The sequence below is a fragment of the Bifidobacterium amazonense genome (assembly GCF_018555435.2).
Lineage (GTDB): Bacteria > Actinomycetota > Actinomycetes > Actinomycetales > Bifidobacteriaceae > Bifidobacterium > Bifidobacterium amazonense.
In genome coordinates this window covers 36,006-51,095 of the sequence record NZ_JAFEJT020000018.1, presented here as the reverse complement: position 1 = coordinate 51,095, position 15,090 = coordinate 36,006, and the positions used below count along the sequence as shown (strand labels likewise).

The following is a 15,090-nucleotide window of genomic DNA, read 5'->3' as shown; positions in this document are numbered from 1 at the left end:
GCGCTTCGCCCGCGTCTCGCGCGCGGCCTCGCAGAACTGGTAACGATTAGACGCGCAACAGTCAACTGCGGGTCAGTTTGCTCCCAGTTTGCTCCCCGCGCAGGGACAGTTTGACGATTGAGAGGCTGTTTTTCGAATGTGCGTAGGTCAGTTTGACGATTGAGAGGCTGCCGACCCGACAAACATCGCCCGCACATGCTCCCTATAGCAACTTAGGGGGTATGTGTGGGCGATCGTTCGGAGGATACCTGCCTCTCAATCGTCAAACTGACCTCTGCACGCGGCTGAAATAGCCTCTCAATCGTCAAACTGCCCCCCCCACAGGCCCCACCTTTGCACACACATACACGTGTCACACCACCAGGAGACCCCCGCCCTCCGACCGATGCATACAATCCCAGCCTTCGGGCACGAGCCATCCGTCTGAAAGCGACGCAGCATCACAACGAGGAACGATGCCGCAAACAAGTACGCGACTAGCCGTGAAAACCAAAAGGCCGGACGACGAATCGTCCGGCCTTTTGCTTTACTCGATCAGCCCAGCTGATAAATTCAGCCGATCAGCCCTGGTAGAAGTCGGCGTACGCGCCGAACTTCCACAGCTCGAACGAGCCGCCGCCGCCCGGGCCGGAGTAGAGCGGGGATCCGCCGAGCGACTCGCGGCCGGCCGGTTCGAGCCACTGCTCGTAGACGGCCTTGCGGGCGTCCTTGACGGACTGCGGAGTGTGGCCCTCGTCGTCGGTGAACGGGTTGCGCGCATAGTCGCCGTTCTCGTCCGGCGTGTAGCCGAGCGTGAACAGTTCGGCGTCGTCGATGAAGCCCGGCGTCTGGAACAGGTCGCGCGCGTACGCCCACAGGTTCGGGTAGTCCCACACGTGCACGATGTCCTCGGTGCCGAGGCTGTCGATGAAGCCCGGACGATAGCCGTTCTCGAACGATTCGAGCGTCTGGAACAGGCGCACGTCGCTGTCCGTGTACTTGTCGCCGAACAGGTAGCGGCGGGAGGCGAGACGGAAGTCGTAGTCGGCCAGACGGGCCTTGAAGACGGTGTACGCGGCCTCGGCGGCGCCGCGCGACGTGGCGAAGTTGACCTTGTACGTGCCGTTGTTCACGTCGTCGAAGATCTGCTGGTTGAGCAGGTCGATCTCCTCGCGCAGCTCCTGCGGGTACAGGTCCGGGGCGCCCTCCTTGTGGAACGGGGCCCACGCGGTCTCCAGATCGTTGCTCAGGATGTGGTAGTTGTTGGTGACCACCTTGCCGGTCTTGAGGTCCACGACCGTGGGCGAGGTGCCGCGGCCGGTGAACTTGTCGCCGACGGTGGCGCGGTAGAAGTCGTTGAGCCGGTCGTAGCCGAACAGTTCGGCCACACCGCCCGGCGTCTTGGTGAGCTTCCAGCCGTCCGCGTCGCGGCCGTAGACGACCTCCGGCACGAACGCCTGCTCAAGGCCGAGCAGGCGGATCACGATGCGCTGGCGGCGGTTCCAGCCGCAGCCGATCGCGCCGAGCACGTGGTAGCGGCCCGCTTCGACCGGCGCCTGTCCGGGCTCGTCGCCGAAGCGCACGGTGAACGCGTTGCGCTGGCGGCGGAACGCGCCGTCCGGGGTCTGCTCGACGGTCGTCTCCTCGATCGGACGGTCGCGCTTGTCGTGGCCGGGGCGCGGGGCCGGACGGACGCCGCATGCGTCCGCCGCGGGAGCGCTGAGGCTGACGGCTGATTCCTTGAGTTCCAGTGCCATGATGGGTTCCCCTGTTCGTGTCGGTGTGGCTGCGCGGTTCCCTCCCGCGCGGGTTGGTTGTCATCTTTCCAGACGCAGCCTCACGACACGGTGGCCCGATTATCGCCGTTCCTTGTGACGGCGTATAAGGTCACCCGATAGGGGCCGGCGCACGGCCACGGCACATGAATGCACGCCCCGAAAACGCGGAACGGCCCGGATCATGCGGATCCGGGCCGTTTCAGACTCACCGCTCGTCGAGCGGGACGTAGTCGCGTTCGGTCTCGCCGGTGTAGACCTGGCGCGGGCGGCCGATCTTCGTGTTCGGATCGGCGAGCATCTCGCGGTACTGCGCGATCCAGCCGGGGATGCGGCCGAGCGCGAACAGCGTGGTGAACATGGCCGGATCGAAGCCGATCGCGCGGTAGATCAGGCCGGTGTAGAAGTCGACGTTCGGATACAGATGACGCGAGACGAAGTAGTCGTCGCTCAGCGCGATGCCTTCGAGTTCGGTGGCCACGTCGAACAGCGCACGCTCGTCGGCAGGCAGCTTGGACGTGTCCTCGCGTTCCATGATCTTCTCCAGATACGTCTTGGCGATCGCCGCGCGCGGATCGTACGACTTGTACACGCGGTGGCCGAGGCCAGAAATACGGTGGCCGTTCGCCTTCGCGTCCTCGACGAACTCGCGCACGGTTTTGCCGGAGTCGCGGATCGCCTTGAGCTGGCGCAGCACGGCCTCGTTCGCGCCGCCGTGCAGCGGGCCGGACAGGGCGTTGACGCCGGCCGCGACGGCCGAATACAGGTTCGCGTGGGCCGAGCCGGCGATGCGCACGACCGACGTGGAGCAGTTCTGCTCGTGGTCGGCGTGGATGATGAGCAGACGGCCGAGCGCGTGCACGTACAGCGGGTCGGATTCGAACGGCTCGTACGGCACAGCGAAGCACATGCGCAGGAAGTCGTCAACGTAGCCGCGCGCGTAGTCCGGGTACAGCATCGGCTCATCGCGACGGCGGCGGAAGATGTACGACACGATCGTGCGCACCTTCGCCATGATGATAATCGCCGCCTCGTCGAGCTGGTCCGAGTCGGTGATGTCGGTGGTATCCGGGTAGAACGTGGCGAGCGCGTTGATCGCGGACGCGAGCACGCTCATCGGGTGCGCGGTGCGCGGGAACGAGCCCATGAACGTGCGGAAGTCCTCGCCGACCATGGTGCGATGGTTGATCGCGGAGACGAACTTGTCGTACTGTTCGCGGCTGGGCAGTTCGCCGTGGCGCAGCAGCCACGCGACTTCGAGGAAGTCGGAGTTTTCGCACAGCTGCTCGATCGGATAGCCGCGGTAGCGCAGGATCGAATTGTTGCCGTCGATGAACGTGATCTTCGATTCGCACTGCGCGGTGGTCAGAAAGCCGGGGTCGAGCGTGACCCAGCCGTCGTTGCGCAGCGTGGAGACCACGATGCCGTCCGCTCCGGCCGTGGCCTTGACGACCGGCAGAGTGTACTTGCTGTCATCCACGTTCAGCTGAGCTGTTGCCATACTTGCTCCCTCGATTGGTGCGGGCCGATCGGCCCAAAAGTAGGGCTCACTATATGGCATGCGTGTTTCGGCGCAAGTCGGCGTCTCAAAAACGACGAACGGCTCCCCGCGTTGGGGAGCCGTTCGTTCGGTTAATCTTACCGGTCGATCTCGCCGGATCATTGCATCGTCACAGGTTGGTGCGGTCGGTGAAAATGATCGGGCCGTTTTCCGTGATGGCGATGGTGTGCTCGCTATGCGCGCCGCGGGAGCCGTCTTCGGAGCGCAGCGTCCAGCCGTCCTTCGGATCCTGGTAGATCTCGTCGGTGGTCTTGAGGAACCACGGTTCGATCGCGATGACCAAGCCCTCACGCAGCTTGTAGCCGTGGTGCGCGCGGCCGTCGTTCGGCACGTGCGGGTCGCCGTGCATGATGTGGCCGACGCCGTGGCCGCCGAATTCGAGGTTGATCGGATAGCCGTACTCGCGCGCGACGTCGCCGATCGTGTTGGAGATGTCGCCGAGGCGGTTGCCGGGCTTGGCCGCGTCGATGGCGGCGGCGAGCGCCTCTTCGGTGCACTTGATGAGGCGCAGGTCCTCCGGGTCCTTGTCCTTGCCGACCACGAAGCTGACGGCCGAGTCGGCAACCCAGCCGTCGACGCTGATCGCGAGGTCGAGGCTGACGAGGTCACCGTCCTTGAGGCTGTAGTCGTACGGGACGCCGTGCAGGACGGCGTCGTTGACGGAGGTGCAGATGTAGTGCGCGAACGGGCCGGTGCCGAAGTCGGGCGCGTAGTTAACGTAGCAGGATTCGGCGCCCTTACGGTCGACGATCTTCTTGTGCACGAATTCGTCGATTTCGAGCAGGTTGGTGCCGACCTTAGTGGTTTCGGCGAGTTCCTTGAGAATGCCGCCGACGAAACGTCCGGCCGGCTTCATCTCCTCGATTTCCTTGGGTGTTTTCAGTTCGATCATGCGGCCCAGCCTACTCGCCGCGCGCTACTTCTTGTTCTTGGCGGGCTTGCCGAACGTGAACGCGCGCACGATCGCGGAGACGCCCATCACCACCAACGCGCAACCGCCGAGGATGACGAGGAAAACCATCGAGCTGACCGGGGAGAGGATCACGGCGATGCCGGCGATGATCGACACGATCGCGTAGCACACGGCCCAGCCGGACTTGGGCAGCCGCCACGATTCGGCGAGCGCCATCACGCCTTCCATGATCCAGCCGAAGCCGACGATGAGCGTGACAAACACGGCGAGCGACGTGCCGGACAGCGCCGCGTTTTTCAGCATGATCACGCCGCCGAACGCGAGCAGGATGCCGATGAACACGTCGAGTATGCGCCAGCCGGCCGGCAGGCCGAGTGTGACGAGCGCGCCGACGATGCGGATCACGCCGGAGACGATGAAGTAGATGCCGAACGCCACGGCGAACACGGTGAGCGTCTTGCCGGGCCAGACGAGCAGCGCGATGCCGAGGATCACGGCCGCAGCGCCGATCACGCCGTACAGTCCGCGGATCGCGTTCTTGGCCTTCTGCGGCAGCATCTCCTCGATGAGCTTGAACGGGCTGAACTGCTGGTACTGGTTCTGCCCGGGGCCGCCGGACTGGCCCTGGCCGAACGGCTGGTAGGCGAACGGCTGGCCGTACAGCTGGTTCTGCTGTCCGTACGGATTGCCGGTCTGTCCGTTGGGCTGGTACTGGCCGTTGGGCTGGCCGTACGGGTTCTGCTGGTACTGGCCGTACGGGTTGCCCTGATTGGCCTGGCTGTTCGGATCGTTCGGGTTGCCGCCGTACGGGTAGTCCTGATTGGTCGGCTGTCCGTTCGGCGCGTACGCGCCGTATTCGGGACGGCCGGTCTGTCCGTCGCCGGTTCCGTTCGCGCCGTTGATGTTCGGATCGCTCATGTTGACTCCTTCGCTCGCTGACGGATATCTGACTACCACCAGTCTAGACATACTGTCTAATTCACACCATCAGCATAATGCGACAATCTGTCCAGTTATGATGCAGCCGTACGCGCCGCATACGTACGCACGGACGACCGGCCGCACGCCGTCCGCAACGTCACCGAACGCAGATAGTATGGGCGGCATGACTACAACGCTCACATCCGGACTTGATCCGGCATCGTTCTCATCCGTCATCAAGCCGTCCGACGATCTGTTCCGTTACGTGAACGGACCGTGGATCGACACGTACCGCCTGCCCGACGACAAGGCGCGCTACGGTTCGTTCGACAAGCTCGCCGAAGACGCCGAGTCGCAGATCCGCGAAATCCTCGAAGACGACGACTGCCCGGCCGCCAAGTCGCAGGCCCTCTACCGCTCCTTCCTCGACGTCGACGCGATCGAAGCGGCCGGCGCCGCCCCGATCAAGGCCGATCTCGAGGCGATCGACTCCGCCGCGGACAAGGCCGCGCTCGTCCGCACGCTCGGCTCGCTCAACCCGACCGGCGGCCCGGACCTGTTCGGCGTCGGCATCTACGGAGACCCGAAGGATCCGACCACCAACATCGCGCACATCGAACAGGGCGGCCTCGGCCTGCCCGACGAGGCGTACTATCGCGAGGACCACTACGAGCCGATCCGCGCGGCGTACGTCGACATGGTCGCCAAGCAGCTGCGCAACGCCGGCTACGGCGAACTCGAGGCGACCCAGGAACAGGCGAAGCGCTTCCTCGACGTCGAGACGCGCATCGCCGCGCACCACTGGGACAACGTGTCCACGCGCGACTCGGTCAAGACCTACAACCCGACCGACTTCGCGCAGCTGAGCGCCACGCTCGCCGACTTCGACATCGCCGCATGGGCCGAGGCATGGCAGGCCGCGTACGACGCGACGCCGGCCGCCGCGGCCCAGCCGGTCGACGTGCTCGGCGTGCTCAGGCGCACGATCGTGCACGAGCCGAGCTTCCTCGAAGGCCTCGATGCGTTCTGGAAGTCCGCCGAGCTCGACGACCTCAAGCTGTGGTCGCGCGTGCACGTGATCATCGGCGCCGCCTCGATGCTGTCGCGCGTGTTCGACACGACCAACTTCGACTTCTACGGCAAGGTGCTCTCCGGCGCGAAGGCGCAGCGCGACCGCTGGAAGCGCGCGGTGTCGCTGGTCAACGGCATCTGCGGCGAGGACGTCGGCCGCGAGTACGTGCGCCGCCACTTCCCCGAAAGCTCCAAGCAGCGCATGGAGCAGCTCGTCGCGAACCTGATCGACGCGTACCGCGTCTCGATCACGAACAGCACGTGGCTGGGCGCCGAGACGCGCGGCAAGGCGCTCGAGAAGCTCTCCAAGTTCATGCCGATGATCGGCTACACCGAGCACTGGCGCGACTACACGGCGCTCGACGTGCATGCCGACGCGGGACTCGCGGCCAACATGAAGGCCGCCTCGCTCTACGAATCCGGCTATCAGCTGGCCAAGGCCGGCAAGCCGGTCGACAAGGGCGAATGGCTGATGAACCCGCAGACCGTGAACGCCTACTACGAGCCGAGCATGAACGTGATCGTGTTCCCGGCCGCGATCCTGCAGCCGCCGTTCTTCAACCCGGCGGCCGACGACGCGGCCAACTACGGCGGCATCGGCGCGGTGATCGGCCACGAGATCGGCCACGGCTTCGACGACCAGGGCGCCCAGTACGACGGCGACGGCGTGCTCAACGACTGGTGGACGGCCGACGACAAGGCGAACTTCGAGCAGCGCACCAAGGCGCTCATCGAGCAGTACAACGCGTTCGTGCCGACGCAGCTGGCCGAGAAGTACGCCGACGAGCCGGGCCGCGCCCCGCACGTCAACGGCGCGCTGACAATCGGCGAGAACATCGGCGATCTGGGCGGCGTGAACATCGCGCTCAAGGCGTATGCGTTCGCGCTCGACGATGCGGCCGGCCGCCCGAAGGACGGCTCGCCGGAGGCGATCGAGGCTTCGCTGGCGACCGCGCCGGTCATGGACGGCTTCACCGGCCTGCAGCGCTTCTTCCTGAGCTACGCGTCGATCTGGCGCACCAAGAACCGCGACGAGCTGGCCGAGCAGTACCTGCAGATCGACCCGCACTCCCCCGCCGAATGCCGCACCAACGGCATCGTGCGCAACGTCGACCTGTTCTACAAGGCGTTCGGCGTGCACGAGGGCGACGCCATGTGGCTCGACCCGGCCCAGCGCGTCTCCATCTGGTGACGATCGCGGCATCGCGCGTCGCGCGATGCTGTGTTGCCATGGCGCGGCTCATGCCGCCGCGTGTGACATCTTCAGGCGGTAAAGCCGACGGCAACTGAAGTAGCACCGGCAGTGAAGCTGGCGGAGCCTCGGCCCCCTCACTGAGGGGGCTCCCGGCGAAGCCGGGTGGGGGAGCTTCGCGGCCAAAAGCCGCCAGCTTCACAGCATCGCGCGCAACGCGATTCCGAAACCAAGCGAACGCCGCTCAGCCGACGCACGCATCACGCCACAAAGCCCGTTCTTCCGAACATGCCACCCCGCCGTTACACCCCGACCAGCGGCTTGATATCGCCGATTCCGCTGGGATCGAACGTGAACACATCCCAGTCCCGCTGCAGGTTCATCCAGAATTCGGGAGTGGTGCCGAACGCCTTGCCCAAACGGTACGCCATCGCCACACTGATGCGGCGCTTGCCGTTGACGATCTCCCCCACCGCAGTTTCGGACACCCCGATGGTTTTCGCCAGACGATAGTTGCTGATATGCAGCGGTTCAAGGAACTCCTCCCGGAGGATCTCCCCCGGAGTGCTCAGGTATGCGCCCGGACGAGCCGCATCCGCACGATCAGTCGTGATAGTCGGTGAAGTAGACATCGTATGCCTCCTGCTCCTCGTCATTCCAGCGGAAAACAAGCCGATACTGACGGTTGACGCGGATGCTCCACCAGCCGGCAAGATCGCCCGAAAGCTTCTCAAGCCTGTTGGCCGGCGGCACCGCGAGATCACGCAGCGAACCCGCAGCCTTCAGCATCTGCAGCCGGCGCGCCAGCTGCCGCTCGCATCCGGACGGATATCCTCGCGGATACGGACCGCCGTACAGGAAGTCGGCAAGCTCCGGGTCTCTCGTGACGACATACATAATACTACCGCAATCCGTTAGTATCGCGACACGTTAGCATACGGGACAATCCGGTTAGAATTCGTCGTTGCCGAATTCGTCCGGCGGCGGGGTGTCGACGGGCGGGATGCCTCCGGATGGGGATTGGTCGGACGCGGGCGGCCCGTCCGGAGTGGCGGCCTGCGCCGGGCGCGGTTCTCCGGCGGAGGCATCGGCCGGTTCGCTGACTATCTCGACGGGCCGATAATCCGCGGCGTTCGGCGCAACACCACCGGTTGCGGGCGAATTCGGCGGCATGCCGGCATTCGGGAGGAACGGGTCGTTGCCGATCGCCGACGACAGGGATGCGTTGCCGGCCGCGAAAGCGCCATTCGCGCCCGCCGGACCGGCGTTATTCGATCCGACGCCGCCAGCGCCGCCGCCATCGCCGCCCTGACCGGCCCCCGCCGCATCGCGCCGCGGCTGGTTCAGATACGTGGTGCCGTAGTTGAGGTCGTGGCCCACATTGCTGGCCTCGAGCACGGTGCGAGATCGTTTGTCGCCGTTCTCCGCGGTCCATTCCTCGGTGGCGAGCACGCCGACGACGATCACCGGCTGGCCCGTGCGCACGGAGGAGATCACGTTGGCGGCGAGCGCGCGGAACGTTTTGACGGTGATCCATGTGGTCGGCGTGGATCTCCACTGCCGGTTCGCGTCGTAGTAGCCGCGCGTGCAGCCGAGGCGGAACGTGCAGATCGTGGGCGGGCTGCTGTGCCCGAAGCCCTGCGGCGTGCTGCCTACGCGGCCGGTGATGGTGACGAGTCCCTGCTGCAGTGCCATGATCGGTCCTTTCTTCGGCGCTGACGCCGGCACGGTCGCCGGCGAAGTTGGACCGCGTGAACCACGGGGCATGGGACTTGCCCTTGGATGGAGGTGGAGATGCGAGGTTGAGAGAAAGGGCCTTCGTCGTCAGCCAGCGCCGTGATCCACGCGGTGACACCACTATGCACGATCGATCGCAATCACCATAGGGAAAACGGGGACTGTGGACGCAGACTCGACCTCTCGGCGTGTTGTGGATAACTCCATGTGGACAACCCGCCGACTTATCCACGGCAATCGTTCGACCCTCGCCCTCGCACGTCGAAACGCGATCAGTCGATCGGGTCGAGCAGGAGCAGCGAGAGCGCGTGGGTCGGCAGGGCGAAGCGCAGCGCAAGCGGGGTGCCGTCGGCCGAAACCGCGACATCATGGTCGTCGTCCAGTCGCTCGAGCGAACCGGCCGCACGGATCGCGTCGTACCGTTCGCCTTGCGGATACGCCGGCCGGCCTTCCGTGACCCAACGCGCGTACGCGTTCGAGTGCGTCGCGTCGAGACGGTAGTGCGTCAGCCGATACGTTCCCGGACGCAGACCGGTCACGCGCACTTCGACGTCATGCGATTCCTCGACGTCGATGTCGTCGCAGTGCGAGTAGACGAGCACCTGCACCGCACGATGGCCGTCACGATCATCGCGTGCATCGCACCCCGACGCAACGCCGCACCCGCCGCCGCACCCGCCAACCGTCGCCACGCAGCCGATCACCGTCTGCGCGCCTTCGCCGGTGTACCGCTGCGGCGTGCCCTTGCCGTACGCCTCGTCGATCGAACGCTCGAGTTCGACGTCCGGAGCGATGCCGCCGCCCGCCGCGAGCCGTTCGCCGCCGAGCCGTGAGAACATGCGGAACGCGTTGAACACGGGCTTGTCGATGTCCTGAGTGCTGAACGAGCGGGTGCCGGCGAAGCACTCCTCCTGCGGGAACATGAACGCCCACGCGAGCGGCGAGACGGCGATGCCGCGTTTCTCGCCCAGCACGCGGATGCGATCGTATGCCGCGGCCACGTAGGACGCGTAGTATTCGGTGTTGCGGAATCGCATGTTGGCATTGTCGGCGATGTTGCCGGCCGCCCACGTGTCCGGATCGGCTTCGGACAGCACCACATGCCGATCGCCGAATCCTTCCGCCGCAACAATGTCGAGCCCCCGTTCGACCTGGTGCACCAGGTTGCCGACGCTCGGCACGGCCTTGTCCGCGTTCGGCCGGCCGCCGGGGAAGTGCGCGCCCTTGACATGGAAGGTGACGAAGTCGAGCCGCGCTCCCGTGCCGCCGGTGCATGCGTTCGCACCTTCGCGGCAGTGCTTCAGGAACGTCTGCAGCAGCCGGCGTCCGCTGCCGTCGTCGAACACGCCGGTGACGGCCGGGCCGGACAGTCGCGCGCCCGGCAGGACCGTATGCAGCGCGTCCTCCGTGTGGTCGTACAGCGTGCAGTAGCCGTCGTCGCCGCCGGCCCAGTACCCGATGTCCGGCTCGTTCCACAGTTCGAAGTACCACGTGCCGAGTTCCGTCTCGCCGTAGCGCTCCTTGAGGTGCTCGGCGAGCGCGGCGATGAACGCATGCCACTTCTCCCAGCTCTTGGGCGGATACGTCCAGCCGTTCGCATGATACAGGTCGACCCACGGCAGGCGGGGCTGGTCGCGGTACTTCGGATCGGCGAGCGCCTCGGGCATGAATCCGAGCTCGACGAACGGCTTGTTGCCGGATTCGACGATCGCGTCGAGGATCATGTCGTAGTGCGTGAAGTCGTAGACCGGATTGCCGTCCGCGTCCTCCGCGTAGATGTTGGTCGAGCCGAATTTGGGGCTGCCGTAGCAGTTACCCGAGCAGAACATGAAGTGCGTGCGCACCCAGTACGGCGCGTCCGGCAGCCCGCCGAACCGGCCGAGCAGCCGTCTGCCTTCGGGCAGGTACGTGTAGTTGCATTCGTCGTAGCCGATGAACCGCCAGTCGTGGCCCAGCGGTCCGGCCGCGCGCGTCGCGTCGACGTCGAGCCGGCAGATGTCGTTCATTGATCGCTCCTTGTTGCGTTGGTCGATATTGGTTGACGCTGGCTGATGTTGATTGAAAAAGTCAGTCACCCCGCGATCACCGCGTGCAGGCCGGTCATGGCGAACATGGCGATGAAGCTGGTGGCGGCGAGGGTGAAGCCGGCGAGACGCGCGTTGCCGAGCACGCGGTCGGTGAACAGCGTGCAGAACACGGCGGTCGGCGCGAAGCACATAAGCGCAACGGCCTGCCGCGTGGTCGCGTCGAGCGGCAGCAGGAACCATGCGGCGAGCGCGAACAGCACGCTGCACGGCAGTCGCCAGCCGATCACCAGCGCCACGTCGCGCACGTCGTTGCGGGTCGCGGGCAGTTCCATGAGCATGCCGACCATGAGCATCGAGCAGAACGGGTTCGCGTCGGCGACCGGCCCGAGCACGTCCGGTATCAGGTGCGGTATCGGCAGGTTGAACAGCACGACGATCGTCATGATCATGTACATGTCGAACGGACCGGACTTGAGGAAGCCGAGCGCGATCGACGTCAGCCGCGCGCGCAGGGCACGTCGACGGTCGGCCGCGGCCGGCGGCGCGAGGCAGCCGACCGGCCCGTCCGTGCGCTGTTCGGTGAGCGGACGCGACGGGTCGATGCGCAGCAACGTCGTGGTCATGACGTTGCCGCCGGCCGTGGTCATGATCGCGTTGCCGATGTCCATCATCGCGCCGATCACGATCGCTCCGGATCCGTAGAACGCATGCAGGAGCGGGAAGCAGAAGTTGCCGATGTTGTAGCCGGATGTGTTGAGCATGAGGAACGCGCGGTCGGCGACGGGACGGCGACGCGTGGCCCAGTAGACGAACGGGACCGGCAGGAACGCGGCGAGGAAGCCGAACAGCGCGACCCACAGCAGGCTTGCGTTGTGCGGATTCTCGGCGAACGAGACGACGATCGCGGCCGGCAGCGTGCAGTCGAACACGACGACCTGCATGATGCGATAGTCGCGCGGTTTGAACAGGCCGCAGCGCTTGAGCGCGTAGCCGAACAGGATGATCAGCAGGAACGTCGCCGGTTTGAGCAGCTGATCCATGGCATCTCCCCGTTTCCCCTTCACCGGATTCATGGTTAGGTTTAACCTTAAACCAATATGATTATCGCACCCCGCGGCAGACGACACGCCAGCAGCCGCCAAGCCCGCCGCAAGGAGCCGCTTTCTAAGATGGAATCCATGCAGTCCAGCCAGAATGACGCCGATGCCGCCGCGCCGGCCCGTACCGAACCAGACGATCCGAACCACGTCGTCACGCTGGCCGACGTGGCCCGCGCGACCGGCTTCTCGCAGATGACCGTGTCGAACGCGCTGCGTGACCGCCCCAAGGTCAGCGAGGCGAATCGGCGGAAGATCAAGGAAACCGCGCAACGTATGGGCTATCAGGCCAACGCGGCGGCGACGATGCTGCGCAATCGGCGCAGCGGCATCATCCAGATCGTCATCGACGACTTCGAAGTGCCGTTCCACGCCAGTCTGGCCAAGTATCTCGCGCAGGAGGCGACCGCACGCGGCTATCAGGTGGCGGTCCGCCAGTCGGAGCGCTCGGGCAGCGCGGAGATGCGCGTGCTGCGCACGGAGCGCGGGCTGATCTACGACGGCGTCATCCTCGACGCGCCGAACATCACCGAAGCGCAGGTGCTCGCCCACGCGCACGGCCGGCCGGCGCTGGTGATCGGCGACGGATCGGCCTTCCGTGCCGTCGATTCGATGGACACCGCATGCGCGCCCGGCGCGGCCGCGGCGGCGGAACATCTGTGGGAGCGCGGCTGCCGCGAGTTCTACGTGCTCGGCGCGCCGGAAGACTGGCCCGATCGGACTGCTCAGCTTGCGGATGCGACGGCCCAGAACAGGTCGGATGATTCGACTCACGTCACCGCCGCGCCGAATCCCACCGGCTTCGGCCCGCGCCGATTCGCCGCGATCGCCGACGCGCTTGCATGTCACGGCGTGCAGATCGACGCCGATCACCGCATCCCCTGCGACTGGACGCTGGAAGGCGGCCATGCGGCAGGATCCACGCTCGCGGCACGACTCGCGACGCGACCGCACGACGCGACCGGAACCGCGGGCGCCGACGTCCCGGACGCCGCTAACGTCCCGGACACTCCGGCAGCTCCGACCGCAACGACGTCCCCCGTCGGCGTGCTGTGTCTGACCGACACGGTCGCGCTCGGCGCGCTGCGGGCGTTCGCGGAACGCGGCGTGCGCGCGCCCGACGACGTGCGCGTGATCGGCTTCGACGGGCTCGCGATCGACGCCTACGCCGTGCCGTCGCTCAGCACGGTCGCCATGGACGTGCCGGCGATGGTCGCGACCGTCGTCGCGCGACTGGTCTCGCTCATCGAGGCCCGCTCGGCCGGCGCTCCCCCGCCCGAGACGATGCACGAGACGATCCCGTACCATCTTATCGCGCGCGAATCATCTCGCTGAGCGACGCGGCCCGCGCGGTCCGCACGCCCCGATACGCGACGGCGGTCCGTTTCGGTCACGCCCGTCGCCGGGACGTGCCGAAACGGACCGCCGAAACAGAAACCGGACGTTCCGAACCAGTCGGATCAGTCGTCGCCGCCGTTGGACGCAGACTCGTCGCCGCCCTGCTTGCCGCGCTTCTGGTCGAAGACCTGGCGCATGTACGGGCCGAACGCCTCGACGATGTGCGCCGCGCCGATCAGATCGTCGTGCAGCTTCTCGTCGCCCGGCGTCTCGCAATGCGAGCCGACCGGCTTGCCGTTCTCGAGTTCGACGACGATGCGGCCGAGCGGCAGCGTGTTCTGCGGCGGTTCGGGCCGGGTCGTGAACGCGTAGCGGCGGTAGACGCTGCCGTTCTCCTTGGACTTGGGCAGCACGTCGTACAGCTGGGAGACGAACGCGAGCAGCGCGCCGCAGTTGTCGACGTTGTCGGTGACGAACGAGGACAACGAGAACTCGAGTTTCGTCTTGCCGTCGGCGTCCGGTTCGTCGACGCCGATCTTCGCGATCGCGCCGGGATCGTCGACGGTCACGTTCATGTCGTACGCGTAGAAGTAGCCGAACACCTTCGACTCACGGGCCCCGTTGCCGCCGGCGCCGCCGCCGTTGCGTCCGGCCGCGTCCTCGCCGCCGATGGCTGCCATGTCGGCCGCGATCGAGGCGATGTCGGTGATCGCGTCGACGGAGGACGTCGCGTCGGCATCGGACGTCTCGACCGTCGCGGCCTGCGCTTCGGCGGCCGCGTTGCGCTCGGCCTCCTCGAGCTGGCCGAACAGGTCGGGCAGATGCTCCGCCACGCCGTCGACGAGCCGCTTGGCGCCGGTCAGCACCTCCGCCTTGAGCTGGCTGTTGATCGCGCAGCGGTGGGAGACGCTCACCCCCTCCTCGCTGGCGCTGAATTCGGCGGTGAACCGGGCCACCGGCATGACGTGCTCGGGCAGCGTTTCGGTGCAGGAGAACGCATAGCGGCGGAACGTGATGTCCTTGGCGTTCGGATCGTCGTGTTCGGCGAGCGCCTGGCCGAGCAGCTTGACGTCGGCGAGCAGCAGCTGCCGGTTCTCCGCATGCTGCTTGATGAGGTCGCCGGCGTGGATGCTGATCTCGCGTTCGCCGCCCTTCGGCTGTTCGAGCGACACCCAGACCAGCTGATCGGAGTCTTTGGGATCGTTGTCCGCGTCGAACGCGTAGAACCAGCCGATGATGCGCGGCTTGTTGTCGTCGGCGTCGTTCGCGGCGTTCGCGGCATTCGCCTGGTCTGCGGCGTGCACGATGCTTTCCGCCTCCGCCACGACGTCGTCGGCGTTCATCTTGTCTTCGTTGGCCATGATGGGTCCTTTCATATTCATGCAACCGTATTCAAGACTACGCCATCACCGGCCGTGCGGACTGCCGTATGCCGATTTTTCTCCGATAACGAGCGGAGCCCCTCCGTTTGGGGAGGGG

At 66.1% G+C, this 15,090-nt stretch carries 12 protein-coding genes; 2 read left to right on the top strand and 10 right to left on the bottom strand.

The genetic code is table 11. The features are described 5' to 3' along the window. Window positions 1-560 precede the first annotated feature (560 nt). The 4 genes from JS533_RS05955 to JS533_RS05940 all read right to left on the bottom strand — a co-directional run bounded on the left by JS533_RS05955 (window position 561) and on the right by JS533_RS05940 (window position 5,146). The gene (locus JS533_RS05955) at window positions 561-1,736 is read right to left on the bottom strand and encodes a glutathione S-transferase C-terminal domain-containing protein (RefSeq protein WP_241513531.1); all 1,176 of its coding nucleotides are present in this window, start codon (window positions 1,734-1,736) and stop codon (window positions 561-563) included. A 226-nt stretch (window positions 1,737-1,962) separates the two neighbouring features. Then, the gene (locus JS533_RS05950; RefSeq protein WP_241513530.1) at window positions 1,963-3,255 is read right to left on the bottom strand and encodes a citrate synthase; all 1,293 of its coding nucleotides are present in this window, start codon (window positions 3,253-3,255) and stop codon (window positions 1,963-1,965) included. Window positions 3,256-3,424: 169 nt separating this feature from the next. Further along, entirely contained in the window at window positions 3,425-4,207 is a 783-nt protein-coding gene (gene map, locus JS533_RS05945; RefSeq protein ID WP_033495239.1) for a type I methionyl aminopeptidase, read from the bottom strand. A gap of 24 nt (window positions 4,208-4,231) precedes the next feature. Then, window positions 4,232-5,146: an HdeD family acid-resistance protein gene (locus tag JS533_RS05940; protein ID WP_241513529.1), complete on the bottom strand. Its 915-nt coding sequence runs from the start codon at window positions 5,144-5,146 to the stop codon at window positions 4,232-4,234. Between the two features lie 178 nt (window positions 5,147-5,324). Here JS533_RS05940 and JS533_RS05935 point away from each other — a divergent pair, with 178 nt between their 5' ends. Further along, window positions 5,325-7,412 carry a M13 family metallopeptidase gene (locus tag JS533_RS05935; RefSeq protein ID WP_420838626.1) on the top strand — a complete coding sequence of 696 codons (2,088 nt, stop codon included), beginning with the start codon at window positions 5,325-5,327 and terminating at the stop codon, window positions 7,410-7,412. A 302-nt stretch (window positions 7,413-7,714) separates the two neighbouring features. On the opposite strand, the gene JS533_RS05930 is transcribed toward JS533_RS05935, so the two are convergent. The 5 genes from JS533_RS05930 to JS533_RS05910 form a co-directional block, all read right to left on the bottom strand. Beyond that, window positions 7,715-8,044, bottom strand: a complete 330-nt coding sequence (locus JS533_RS05930) for a HigA family addiction module antitoxin (protein WP_241513527.1) — start codon at window positions 8,042-8,044, stop codon at window positions 7,715-7,717. After that, a complete protein-coding gene (locus tag JS533_RS05925) occupies window positions 8,016-8,309 on the bottom strand; it encodes a type II toxin-antitoxin system RelE/ParE family toxin (protein WP_241513526.1) in 294 nt (97 codons plus the stop codon). Before JS533_RS05925 ends, JS533_RS05930 begins: the two co-directional genes overlap by 29 nt. 54 nt (window positions 8,310-8,363) lie before the next feature. Further along, window positions 8,364-9,107 carry a single-stranded DNA-binding protein gene (locus JS533_RS05920; protein ID WP_241513525.1) on the bottom strand — a complete coding sequence of 248 codons (744 nt, stop codon included), beginning with the start codon at window positions 9,105-9,107 and terminating at the stop codon, window positions 8,364-8,366. A 314-nt stretch (window positions 9,108-9,421) separates the two neighbouring features. Then, a complete protein-coding gene (locus tag JS533_RS05915) occupies window positions 9,422-11,155 on the bottom strand; it encodes a GH39 family glycosyl hydrolase (RefSeq protein ID WP_241513524.1) in 1,734 nt (577 codons plus the stop codon). Window positions 11,156-11,220: 65 nt separating this feature from the next. Next, window positions 11,221-12,216, bottom strand: coding sequence for an AEC family transporter (locus tag JS533_RS05910; RefSeq protein WP_241513523.1), 996 nt, complete (start codon window positions 12,214-12,216; stop codon window positions 11,221-11,223). Window positions 12,217-12,345: 129 nt separating this feature from the next. Here JS533_RS05910 and JS533_RS05905 point away from each other — a divergent pair, with 129 nt between their 5' ends. After that, a complete protein-coding gene (locus JS533_RS05905) occupies window positions 12,346-13,608 on the top strand; it encodes a LacI family DNA-binding transcriptional regulator (protein WP_241513522.1) in 1,263 nt (420 codons plus the stop codon). A 125-nt stretch (window positions 13,609-13,733) separates the two neighbouring features. Here JS533_RS05905 and JS533_RS05900 read toward each other — a convergent pair whose 3' ends face one another. Then, complete coding sequence (locus tag JS533_RS05900; protein ID WP_241513521.1) at window positions 13,734-14,972, bottom strand: hypothetical protein; 1,239 nt, start codon at window positions 14,970-14,972, stop codon at window positions 13,734-13,736. Between the last annotated feature and the right edge of the window lie 118 nt (window positions 14,973-15,090).